The organism is Akkermansiaceae bacterium, from assembly GCA_024233115.1.
In the GTDB taxonomy this organism is placed as follows: Bacteria; Verrucomicrobiota; Verrucomicrobiia; order Verrucomicrobiales; family Akkermansiaceae; genus Oceaniferula.
Map to the genome: position 1 here is coordinate 1 of JACKQB010000011.1, position 12,965 is coordinate 12,965.

Sequence of the window (12,965 nt, forward strand, 5' to 3'; positions counted from 1 at the left end):
GTAAATGCCCCGGACTGAGAATCGCCTCACCCCGGGCGTCAGGACAAAGCCCGTCCTGGCAATGTATTATGACACGGGAACCGGCGGGATTGCGGAGCCTTACGTGAGCCAGTAAGAGAAGTTGATATGTATAGTGTAGTTTGATACTGTGCCTGTGATTGGGGAAGATAAAAAAAGCTTCATGCAAGTTCTTAATGATGATACCTCTCCATAGTTAATGTGTGGTCTGGATTTTAGACCAGTCGTTTGATGATCAGATCAAACATTACTTTTCGTAAGAGTTACATCCATGCAACCATTGATCCTGCAATTCATCTCCGCGATTATTCTCTTGTCACCGCTGGGTCTATCAGCGGAGTCGGTGGAAAGCTTTGAAAAGTTCAAGGAGGGGGAGCTTACGCGATGCAAAACAGCCCTTGGTGTATGGTCGGCGGCCCGGGGAAATAGTGAAATCCACAGGGGGAATGCAAAATCGGGAACGCTTTGCTTGCGCCTTACCGGTGGAAAAAAGAAACGACTCAGCCTGGCACTGCCGGAGCCCACGCAAGGGCCATCGATGCTAACATTCTGGGCGGAACGATGGACTGCCCGCGGACCATTCGAGTTCACTGTCGAGGCGCGCACGCACAAAGGATGGAGGGAAGTCTATAACGGTGCAAATGAAGTGAAGACAAAAAACTTCCCGACCCATGTGAAGACCAGCCTACCTCCTGGCACCGGCGAAGTGCGATTTGGTTCCACAACTCCCGAGGACAGTGGCGTGCTCATCGACGAGGTGTCCATTGCGGCGGCCAAACCCATGCGGATTGAAGGGGTGACGACCGTGCAACCGGTTCTGCCGGTATTAATCCGGAAGAAAACAAACCCCGTGGTGGCCTTGAAAATGACCACCCAGGGGCAGCTGAAACAGCAATCCGTCACCGCCATCGAGATTGACCTGGCGGGCACCACCCGGGTGAAGGACGTGAAGTCGATCCAGATCATCCACGGTGATTCTTTGCTTAAACCCGGGGTGGGGAAGGTATATGCCACTGAGCAGACTGTATCCGGAAATACTGCGGACACATTTGTTTTTAGAGGGAATGCGAAGTTGCTGCCCGGAGAAAACTACTTCTGGGTCTGTGTCGAGCTACACGACAGCGCGAGTTTGGACCATCAGGTTGACGCCTCGGTGCGCAGGGTGGCATTGGGCGGTAAAAAAACACTCGTTCCGGAAATTGAATCACCCGAGGGGGCCCAGCGCATTGGTTATGCCGTTAGGCAACAGGGCGACGACGGCTCGAAGGCATTCCGCATCCCGGGATTGGCAACCACGAACAAAGGCACGTTGATCGGTGTGTACGACGTGCGCTACCGGTCAGGCGGTGATCTTCCGGGTGACATCGACGTCGGCATGAGCCGCAGCACCGATGGTGGCCAGACATGGGAAAAGATGAAAATCATCATGGACATGGGTAACGATCCGAAGTGGAACTACGATGGTATTGGCGATCCCGCGATCCTGGTCGATAAGTCGAACAACCGGATATGGGTGGGAGCCACATGGAGCCATGGAAACCGGTCGTGGCACGGCTCAGGGCAGGGGATGAAGCCGGAAGAAACGGGGCAGGTGATGCTCGTTTACTCCGATGACGACGGCCTTACGTGGTCGAAGCCGATCAACATCACCTCACAGGTTAAGACCAACCCTGACTGGCACTTTGTTTTGCACGGCCCGGGCGCTGGCATCACGATGAAGGACGGCACGCTTGTCTTTGCCGCACAGTATCAGGATGAAAGCAAGCACCCCAACGGCAAAAAACGCGCTTACCCTTTTTCCACCATCATGTGGAGCAAGGATCACGGCAAGACATGGCATCTCGGCACCGGAATCAAGGGGAATACCACCGAGGCGCAGGTCGTTGAGCTGTCCGATGGGTCACTGATGCTCAACTGCCGGGATAACCGGGGCGGATACCGCACCGTCGGCGTGACCAAGGATCTTGGCAAAACATGGACCATGCATCCTACGGATCGTAAAGCGCTGCAGGATCCCGTCTGCATGGCGAGCCTGCTCAGGGTGGATCATCAAAAACACGGAACCTTGTTCTTTTTTTCCAATCCCAATACCCAACGGGGGCGCCACAACATGACCATCAAGGTATCCAGGGATGAGGGCATGAGCTGGCCGGAACAATACCACACCCTCTACGACTCCCGCAGCTGCAGCGGTTATTCCTGCCTGACACCTGTGGGAAAGGATCATATCGGCGTGTATTACGAAGGTCCCACCGAGATCTACTACCTGCGTTTCAAGATCGCTGGCCTGCTCAAATGAGCCATTGCCAGGGTGAAGTGGTCTTGAAATAAAACCACGCAACTTCGGTTGCCCGAGACGCAAGATGCCGTTTAATCTGCCGTTGTTGAAGCGATTGTCCTCTTTGAGGACGGAAAGCAGACCAATACTCTGAGCCGATCTTCTTGCAAGAAAAACCAACACCACTAATACAATCATGAAAATGAAATACATAATCGCAGCACTGGCTGCAACAACACTCATGTCCAATGCTGCCATATCCCTAACGGCTGATTCATCCACGTTTGACTACCTCTACGAGATGAACGTTGACGCATCCACGCAGGATCAGAATGGGGGCGGCGGCGTTGACTGGTTCCCGACAGCTGCTGGCGGCCAAATCATTCCCCAAGACTACGCCGGCGGACTTGCATCCTCCAATCAAACCGCTTCTCCTACCGAGAACTTATGGCGCGGGGATTTCAACCTCGGTGGAGAAGGTAGTATCTGGCGTGAGGTCGTGTCAGGAGGTTCCGCATCTGACTGGACCTTGGAGGTTAGATTCAGAAAGAGATCCGGAACCCAAGGTACCAACGGTTGGTTTGCTATTGCCACTGCAAATTTGGGGGAGAGTAACTCAAGTGCACTAACGGTTTTGGACGACCGTATCCGTCTCACGGGTGGATCCGATTATTTAGTTGGATCTGATTTCACGAGTGGATTCCAAACCGTTCGTATTGCACACGATGCCGCGGATAACGCTTATTACTACTGGATTAACGGCACGCTTCTCAACGCAGATCTTTCCACACCCATCGCCGGGACGAATGGCACTGCTTTTGATAACAACACCTTTATCGGTGATTACTCCGGTTCTATCGCAGGTGAGTGGGATGTTGATTACATACGTATTGACGAAGGTGCCTTCGCCCCTGTTCCCGAGCCAACCTCCGCAGCCCTTCTCGGACTCGGCGGACTTGCCCTGATCCTCCGCCGCCGGAAAGGCTAGGAGGCGCACGCTCCTTCGCCGCCGCAGGTCATACTGGTTGGTGGTTAAAACCACTGCTGGGCATTTGCACTGGGGAAGGATCGCGTCAGCGTGTTCCGCGCATAGGCGAAACGACTTCGTCGATGGGCACCAACTCAACCGAAAAACTCAACCGAAACACACGACTATGAAACTAAAAAACTGTTACGCGGCCTTTTCGATTGCCGCACTGGTAATCACCTGTCTCGCACTGTCGGTCGCTTTCTCAGGAAGCGTCTCTGCAGCCACCTTGTATGTATTGGACTTCAATACCTTGGGACCGGGAGGTGCCGGCGGAATTGCATTCAGCAACAGCGGAAGCGGCACGACTCCTGTCGCAACCACAGGTGGATACAATAAAACTACAATGCCTCCACCAAAGACAGCAGCGCCTATTCTCACAGTCCGCACGGCGGCACCTTCAGAATCCAAGACAACGCCGGCATCGGTGCGAATACCTCCGACGGGTTCACCATTGAGCTAGACTTTCGCCAGAGCAGCGCGAACTGGGCGGATCTTTTCTCCTTCGCGGTGGGCGGTTACGCCCTTAAGTTCGAAAAGATGGGAAACACAGGTGGTTTCAAACTCTATAACGATGCGCTTACTCCTGGCGGGACCAAGAGCTCATCGGCTTTGGATAATTATACAATCCCCTTCACACTCACTGCCGATACATGGACCACGATGCGTATTGGGTTTCAGGAGCAGACCGCAGGAACTACCACGATTTCATTCTACAAAGATGGCGCCTTGGAAGGAAGCACGACTTCCACCGAGCTGGTCGGCAACCTGACTGAGGTCCGCGGCAGGGCAAACGTGGCAAACACTGACGCTGGCAGCAACTGGCTCATGGATAACTTCACCGTGACCAGCGTCCCCGAGCCATCCTCCGCAGCCCTTCTCGGCCTTGGTGGACTTACCCTGATCCTCCGCCGCCGGAGAGGCTAGGAGGCGCACGTTCCTTCGCCGTCGATGGTAAGGGGCGTCGGCACGACGCTCCCCAAAAAAGTCCAAACCACCAAGCCCCGGCCACCCCTTCGCGGGGGTGGCCGGTTTTTATGTAGGTCAGTCACACTGCCTGATGTAAAAATAACAGCCGTCGCATTAAACAGTCCAACATGAAAAAAATCATCATAAGCGCATGCGCCGCCGCCTCGCTCACCTCGCTGTTGTCGGCGCAGATTACCAGTCGCACGTCATTTGACGGCGACTGGAAATTCGCCCGCTTCGGCAAGATGGCGGACGGCACTGTGCTGCCCGAGCCGGGTGCGAAACCCAGCCTGATCAGCGCATCCAGCACGCAGCTTGGAAACCCGGCGGCCAATGCCATTGACGGCGACCCCGACACCCGCTGGTGTGCCTCCGATGAGTCCGCGAGCCAATGGCTGCGCCTTGACCTTGGCCGCGAGGTCAAACTCTCCGGGGTCGGCGTCATCTGGGAAAAGGCCACCAAAAACACCTTCGCCATCGCCGTCTCCCGTGATGGAGCCGCATGGAAGCCGGTTGTCAGGAAACAGCGGCAGGGCAGCGAGACCCAGAGGCTCAAGTTCCCGACCACCGCCCGCTACATCAAGCTGCAGATGGACGGCAGTGGCGGCGCATGGGCCAGTGTGCGCGAGCTGATTGCGCTGGACTCCAACGACAAACCCGTCAAGCCGCAGTCGCCTGCCGACTCCGACGCCCCGGCCAGCCCGGATCAGGTTGCCTTTGATGACTCCAGGTGGCGTTCACTGGACCTTCCCCACGACTGGGCGATCGAGGGGCCGTTCAGCATGGAGATTGAAAACGAAACCGGCAAACTTCCCTGGGAGGGCATCGGCTGGTACCGGAAAACGTTTGACGTCCCCGCCGCAGCCGCCGGGCGCAATATCTACATCGACTTCGACGGCGCCATGTCCCACGCCAGGGTGTACATCAACGGCACCTTCGCCGGTGAGTGGGCCTACGGCTACAACTCCTTCCGCATCGACGCCACGCCGCACCTCAAGTTCGGCGGCAAGAACACCATCGCTGTTAGACTGGAAAACAAACCGGTCTCCACGCGCTGGTATCCCGGCGCCGGCATCTATCGCCACGTCTGGATCGTGGATGCGCCCAAGACCCACATCGCCCACTGGGGCACCTACGTCACCACTCCTGAAATCACCGGTGAAAAAGGCACCGTGACCGTGGAAACCACCCTGGAAAACCGCGCCGGGCATACGCTGCGCTACGAAATCCTCGACGGGGAAAAAGTCGTCGCCAGCAAAGAACTCGCCGCGGAGGATGTCAGCAAGGCGACTCTAACTGTTGAAGACCCGAAACGCTGGGATATCAAGACACCGCATCGTTACGTACTGCGCACCAGCGTGATGGAGGAGGGGAAGGTCATCGACCAGGACCTCACCCGCTTTGGCATCCGCACCATCGAGTGGCACCCGCAAAATGGATTTTTATTGAATGGGAAAAGAGTCACGCTCAAGGGGGTATGCAACCACCACGACCTCGGACCGCTCGGCGCCGCCGTCAATACCCGGGGCATGCAGCGCCAGATTGAGCTGCTTCAGGAAATGGGCTGCAACTCCATCCGCACTGCCCACAACCCACCCGCACCCGAGTTCCTAGACCTCTGCGACAAGATGGGCGTTCTCGTCATCGATGAGCTGTTCGACATCTGGAAACTCCAGAAATACGGCAAGGTCAACGGCTACAACATCGACTGGGACAAGTGGCATGAAAAGGACGTGCGCAACTTCATCCTGCGCGACCGCAACCACCCGAGCATCATCGCCTGGAGCACCGGGAATGAAATCCCTGAGCTGGGCAGCCCCGACCACCACTGGGTGTCGTCCACACTGACGAGGCTGATCAAGCGGTATGACAAAACCCGCCCCGTCACCGCGGGCTCTAACGCCCCCGGTGCCGCGACCAACGGATTTGCAAAAACCGTGGACGCCTACGGCGTGAACTACCACCTGCACTCCTACGAACAGGTGGACAGGGTCCTCTCTAACATGGCTGTCTATGCCTCGGAGACCTCCTCCACCGTCAGTACGCGCGGCGAATACTTTTTCCCGGTCAGTTGGGACAAGGGCAAGGGGTTCTACCGGTTCCAGGTCAGTTCCTATGACCTCTACGCCCCCGGCTGGGCGAACCGGCCCGACCTCCAGTTTGAAATGCTGGACAAGTATCCGCGTTTCGCCGGCGAATACGTCTGGACGGGATTCGACTACATCGGCGAGCCCACTCCGTACAACCAGGACCAGTCGAACGCCCTCAATTTTCAGAACCCGGAGGAACGGAAAAAATACATGGAGCAGCTCAAAAAGCTCGGCAACCGCGCGCCGTCACGCAGCTCCTACTTCGGTATTCTCGACCTCTGTGGATTTAAAAAGGACCGCTTCTACCTCTACCAGGCGCGCTGGCGTCCGGAGCTGCCGATGGCCCACATCCTGCCGCACTGGAACTGGCCGGAGCGCCGGGGCAAGGTGACACCCGTGCATGTTTATACCAGCGGCGACGAGGCGGAACTCTTCCTCAACGGCAGGTCGCTTGGCAAGCGTCAAAAAGGCAAGCCGCACCACTACCGCCTGACCTGGGACGATGTGAAATATGCATCCGGCAAACTGGAGGTCGTGGTCAGCAAAAACGGCAAACCCTGGGCGAAGGCCACCAAGGAAACCACCGGAGCGGCCAAGAAGTTGGAACTCACCGCGGACCGTGCCGAGATTGCGGCGGACGGGCGGGATCTTTCCTACCTCACCATCCGCGTGCTCGATGCCAGGGGACGCGAAGTCCCTCGCACCCGCCTGCCGGTGCATGTCCGGGTCAGCGGACCGATCGAAATTGCCGCCATCGGCAATGGTGACCCCACCGATCACACCACGATGAAACCCGCCGATCCCACCAGGGCCGAAATCACCGCCTTCAACGGCCTCGCCCAGATCATCGTCAGGTCAAAAAAAGGGGAGCAAGGCAAAGGAAAAATCGAAATCATCGCCAAAAGATTCGAAAAAGTGGCAACCATGGTAACGACCATCGATAACAAACACGATCATTAGCTGACCTCTCCCGTTGATGTGAAGCCTTTATTAAGAATCAGGACTATTTCCGTTCATAGACCCTCACCCAGTCGATCTCCATGGCGGCTGGGTATTGCTTGGGATCTGCCGGTCCCACCCAGCTCCCGCCGATCTGCATGGACATGATGATGTAGAACGGCTGTTTGTAGGGCCATTGTTCATCACCCTTCGCGGCAATGCGGGGATAGGTCAATGTCTTCTCCCCGTTGACGGTGAACACCAGCTTGTGCTCATCCCACTCAATGCCGTAGGTGTTGAAATCGTTCTGCTTGATGGCGGTGGTCTTCGAGGTGGCGGGGTTTTTGCCGCCGGGTTTCTTGGTGTAGGCCGAGTGAACCGTTTGGTAGACTTTGTTGTCGTGGTTCAGGTGCTCCATCAGGTCGATCTCGCCATTGCCCGGCCACCCTCCCTTTTCACCGAGCAGCCAGAGCGCCGGCCACGCCCCCTTGGCACTGTCGAAGCGTGCCCGGATCACGATTTTGCCATGTTTAAAAGCGAACTTGCCTTTGGATGTCACTCCTCCTGTTAGGAATGGGGATTTGTCTTTTGATCGGTTCCGGTTGACGATGCCCCGGAGCTTTAACCGGCCATGGCCAATGCCGAAGACTTTCGCATCCTTCGTCATGGTGTTGTTCCAGTCCGATCCACCACGATCGCAGGGTGACCATTTGGTGATGTCAATTTTCCTGCCGTTGAACTCGTCGCGCCAGACCAGTTTCCAGCCATCGATATCCGCATGGGGCAATGCTTCGGAACGGTTGGACAGGCACAGGAGGACACAAAGAGTGGTAAGAATGACTAATGATGATTGGGTCATGGTGGATACGGTAACTGAACGGCAGTGACTTGGTGAGAACATGAGCAAGCGGTGATACCTTGTCTACCAGTTAGAGCCGATGTTTGCCATATCAGGCGGAAACGAGACCATCATGCTGGTTTGAGATTGAAACCACTGCTGAGTATTCGCATGGGGACGGCAACGTGGTATTATTCGCTTCGATCGGTGGGATGACTCCACCAAGTCCGGCCTGCCTGATTATCATACGAAACAACCAACCAATGAAAAAGACAATTTCAGCACTCCTCGTGGCCGCCGCCACAGTGGCAACATCTGCCGCAGCAACGACCATTCTCATTGACTACAATGACGGTCTGGCAAACGGCGTTCACGATGCCGCCGTCCGCAACGGCGGATTTGAAACACGAACAGGTTCCACATACAACGATGGGGTCAACTGGACAAACAACGGCGTTGCCACCAGCACCACGTCTCTTTACGGAACCCTGAAAAGAACAGGCACTTACGGCGGGACCACCAGCCTTGCATCCAACCCCACGAATGACACCGGCCACACCATCGCTTTGGGGGATGTGATCGAGTTGACATTTTGGGCAAGGAACAGCGGCACCACTGACCGCGTCATCGTCTGGAGCCTTGGCGATATCAATGGAACCACATTTACTCCCTTTGCGACCGACGGCACCGGCAACGTCACGGTCAACGGTGCATTCCAGATGTTCAGTGCATCCAAGACGGTTGGTTCGGGTGATGCTCTCATTGGTCAATCCCTTGCCGTGCAATTTAGGCGCACTGTCGGTGATGGCAACTTCCCCGCCGTGGACGATGTCACTCTTTCGGTCACCCCCGTCCCCGAGCCATCCTCCGCAGCCCTGCTCGGACTCGGCGGACTCGCTTTAATCCTGCGCCGCCGGAGGTAGATCCGTGCCAGTAGATTTCAAGCTTTCCAAGCCCCGGTCATCCCGAGAGGGGTGGCCGTTTTTCCTGTCCATGCACGCAACCCGACGGCGGCATGGCTCGCTTTTCACCTGCATGCTCATCCGTCATGCGTCCTAAACGACGGGACACGTCCGGCGGGCAGTTTATAAATATGAATTTGAACTGTAAATACACAGAATCTAGCGTAAGCTTCACAATGAATCGTTGAAACAGATGACAAAATCTAACAACACCTCGAAGCGGGTCCAGGGTTTTGCCCTGATAGCAACCATTTCGGTGATGGTTCTGCTGGTCATGATTGCTCTGGCGATGCTTAGCCTGAGTGCGATTGAAATGCGCAACGTGCGCCAAGGTGACGCCGTGGCGGAAGCCCGGGCGAATGCCCGTATGGCTCTGATGCTGGCGATTGGCGACATTCAGGGCTCACTGGGGCCGGACACCCGGATCAGCGCGAGCGCCTCTATTTTGGACTCCAATGACGCCACGCCCGCTACGGATGGCGTGAAGCATCCGCATTTGTTAGGCGTTTGGCAATCGTGGGGTGCCTGGCTGAATGCCCGGGCGGAAGCCCCTGACGGCAGTTCGCTTGCCATCGCGGACACCTATGCACCCAGTCGCCCTCCGATGTTCCGCAAGTGGCTCGTTTCCCTCGATGCCGCACAGGCCGGCTCCCTGGCTTTTGCAAAAACGGGCACCCTTGACGACGCGGCTTCGGTCGAACTGGTGGGAGAGGGCAGCGTCATCGATTCCCTGGACCATGTCAGGGCCGGTCTGCTCACCCTGCAAGCACAGGGCAAGGTGTCCGGTCGCATGGCGTGGTGGGTGGGTGGTGAAAACCAGAAGGCGGACATCACCCGGAACACCGCGCACACGCCGGCTGCGGCCGCCGTGGCCGAGTTGGCCCATGGCAACGGCACCGCCACAGACCTGTCCGGCATGGACGGTCTTTCGCTTGTTGCCCGTGACGGGCGCACGGCGGCTAGACTGATATCGACCGGTGAACTGCCGGTCGCGGGGGCGGACCGCGCTGTGATCGGCGAGGGTCTGCATGATTTCACCGCCCACGGGGTGGGTCTGATGACCGACGTCAGGTGGGGGGGGCTTAAAAAGGACCTGAGCCTGCTCTTCAACCGGCCGACGCTGCCGCCGGAGCTGACCCGCAGCGCAACGACGGCCTTCAGTCCGCGTCCGCTGTCGGCTGATTTACTGGCGTATAACCCGAAGATCCCCGAGCGCGGGTTCACCAGTTTTGAGCAGATGCACGCCTTTGCGCGGCAGTACAAGGACACAAGCAACTGGGCGGGAGCGGTGCCGTCTGCCAAAACCCAGGCTTACGGTGAGAAAATCTCACCTGCGGAGCCGGAGGGCTTCTATCGCAGGATGCCGGTCATCTCGAAATTTTACTCCATCTACAACCTGCAAACTGCCAGGGTCGGCAAGAACGACCAGGGTGCGGACACCTACGACTGCTACCTGACCTACTCGCCGGTGGTGCAGCTGTGGAACCCCTACAACGTGCCCCTTGAAATCGATGAGGAGTTCACGATTCACACCCTGCCTTACAAGATCATGCCGGTCCGGTTCAAGACGTACAAGAGAATCAACGGTTCAAGCCAGCCGTTCACCACATTTGCACATTGGAACTACTGGGTGGGGGCGGACTATGGACTCGACCGCGGGTTTGGCTTCGACTTTGAATCGCCGTTCCAGACATCAGGCGGATCCAGCCATGTGACGCTTGGGTCCGGCGAGTTCATGATGTTTTCATTCAAAACGCGTCTGGACGGGGGGATTCAATGGGGGGCGGCGAATGCGCAGGCCTTCCAGCCGGGGTTCGATCCCGAGGCGGCTGGTTCAGCCCGTCTTAAAGTGCTCTCGGCGGTGACCCGGGACGAGCAGCCGGAGCTGGCTCTCCAGCTTCAGCCCTATTGGGACGGTGCCAATGCCCAGTGGTGGGGGGGCAACCCGGGGGCGTTCTGTGTGCTTGCCAATTACGGTGGCAACCGTTCATCCACGGGGCTGACCATCGACTGGTTCGCGACAACACCCAAACCCGACCCCGGGAATCTACAGGCCGAGCGGAGCCGGCAGGACTACGTCTCCATTTCCCCGGATTTCTCTGTCAGCGCCCGCGCCCAGTGGGAGTTCGCGGACGAGGGGCCCGTTCCCATCGCGGTGATGGGGCCGGTGCTCAAGACATCGGAGAAACTGGTTTACGACACCATTGACTGGAGGAAGGACTGGCGCAACAAAACCTGGTCCCAGGCGGCGCCCGGCATCGATGCCGAGCAGATGCTCGCGAGTTACCAGGACAAGGACCTGCTCGAGCTGCAGCGGATGAACAGCGCTTACCGGATGCATTTCCAGACCGTCAGCGGCAGTGCTGAACTCAGTCAACTGATAGGCCACCATCCGAACGGCAAGAACGGCTACCTGGGCAGCACCCTGGAGGCTCCTATTTCAGCAATTGCAACCTACGAGATACCAACCGCCCCGGTCCAGTCGCTCGCGGGGTTCTCCGGCCTGCGTTTGCAGCCGGGGTGGAGCACCGCGGTCTCCCGGCAGCAGTGGGGAACAAAGAATGTGAACACCGCATGGTGGCACAAGGTAACCGCCTGCAAAAGCGGGGTGCCGGGGGTGGGCGTCGGCAACTCCTTCGCCGTGCCGATGATACCCGGCGACCAGATTTACCAATACCACGATATTTCCAAACACAACCCGGACTCGCAGATCAGGGGTGGGGGCGCGCCCGAGGACAGCTTTGCTTTCTCGGACTTCTGGGACCACCAGCTTCTGGTCAACGACGGCTTGTGGGATTCGTGGTATAGCTCTTCACTGGCTGATGCGCAGCGTCCGTCGGACAATGCCGCGGAGTCGCTGCCGGATTTGTTGGACGCTGTGTTCAACAAGAGGGAGCCGCTGCCTAATGAGAATTTTGTGCCTGTCGTCGAGACCCCGGGCGCGGATGTGATCGCGGATTTGGAAAAGGAGGACGGCTACCTGCGCTCGGCGGTGTATCTGGTCAACAGGGGGGCGTTCAACGTCAACTCCACCTCGGTGGATGCATGGTATGCCCTGTTTACCGGACTGCGGGAGCGCGAGGCCGCGTATCGGGACAGCGGCGGTCGACTGGAGAAAATCCCGGTTCCCGAGGGCATGGCCGTGGTGACCCGCTACAATACCGAGACGGCGGCGTCGGAGTCGCCGGACCCACGGGACGGCGCCCTGGTGAACGGCCTCTACAGTTGGACCGGTGTGCGTTTTCTTGATGACGGCCAACTGCGCAAACTGGCCGGGCAATGTGTGCAGCAGGTGAAAAAACGCGGGCCGTTCCTCAATATGTCGGACTTCATCAATCGCAGGCTTTCCAATGATGCGCTGGGCGCGCGCGGGGCACTGCAGGCCGCCATCGACTACGATGACCAGGCGCCCGACCCGCAATCGATCAACTACCGTTACAAGGGCAGCAAGGACATGGTTGACGCTGCGGTGGCCGACCTCTATCCCTTCCCGGAGGCGGGGAAAGGCTCCCTGTTCACCGGCGCTCCCGGTTACGTCGTGCAGTCGGACATCCTCAAGCCGCTGGGGAACGCATTGACGGTCCGCGACGATTCCTTCAGAATCCGTGCCTACGGCGAGGCCACGGACAGCAACGGCAAGGTGCTGGCGCGCGCCTATTGTGAGGCGACCGTCCAGCGGACGACCGCTTACGTGGACCCTGCCAATGACCCCACCGTGCCCGCCATCGCGCTGGATGCGCAAGGGAACGCCACCGGAGCAAGCCCGTTGACGCTTGTGAACCAACGCTTCGGACGCCACCTCAAGATTATCTCGTTCCGCTGGTTGTCACCTAACGAAATCTAA

General features: G+C 57.8%; 7 protein-coding genes. 6 read left to right on the plus strand and 1 reads right to left on the minus strand.

From position 1 onward, the window contains the following. Positions 1-289 precede the first annotated feature (289 nt). From H7A51_19865 to H7A51_19880, 4 genes are all read left to right on the plus strand, one after another. A complete protein-coding gene (locus H7A51_19865; GenBank protein ID MCP5538473.1) occupies positions 290-2,317 on the plus strand; it encodes an exo-alpha-sialidase in 2,028 nt (675 codons plus the stop codon). Between the two features lie 175 nt (positions 2,318-2,492). After that, a complete protein-coding gene (locus H7A51_19870; protein MCP5538474.1) occupies positions 2,493-3,284 on the plus strand; it encodes a PEP-CTERM sorting domain-containing protein in 792 nt (263 codons plus the stop codon). Between the two features lie 579 nt (positions 3,285-3,863). Beyond that, positions 3,864-4,250 carry a PEP-CTERM sorting domain-containing protein gene (locus tag H7A51_19875; GenBank protein ID MCP5538475.1) on the plus strand — a complete coding sequence of 129 codons (387 nt, stop codon included), beginning with the start codon at positions 3,864-3,866 and terminating at the stop codon, positions 4,248-4,250. 170 nt (positions 4,251-4,420) lie between these two features. After that, positions 4,421-7,342: a discoidin domain-containing protein gene (locus H7A51_19880; GenBank protein MCP5538476.1), complete on the plus strand. Its 2,922-nt coding sequence runs from the start codon at positions 4,421-4,423 to the stop codon at positions 7,340-7,342. A 43-nt stretch (positions 7,343-7,385) separates the two neighbouring features. Here the strand turns inward: H7A51_19880 and H7A51_19885 are convergent, their stop codons facing one another. Beyond that, positions 7,386-8,180: a glycoside hydrolase family 16 protein gene (locus H7A51_19885; GenBank protein ID MCP5538477.1), complete on the minus strand. Its 795-nt coding sequence runs from the start codon at positions 8,178-8,180 to the stop codon at positions 7,386-7,388. Between the two features lie 242 nt (positions 8,181-8,422). Here H7A51_19885 and H7A51_19890 point away from each other — a divergent pair, with 242 nt between their 5' ends. Further along, positions 8,423-9,082, plus strand: a complete 660-nt coding sequence (locus H7A51_19890; GenBank protein MCP5538478.1) for a PEP-CTERM sorting domain-containing protein — start codon at positions 8,423-8,425, stop codon at positions 9,080-9,082. Between the two features lie 232 nt (positions 9,083-9,314). Further along, a complete protein-coding gene (locus tag H7A51_19895) occupies positions 9,315-12,965 on the plus strand; it encodes a hypothetical protein (protein ID MCP5538479.1) in 3,651 nt (1,216 codons plus the stop codon).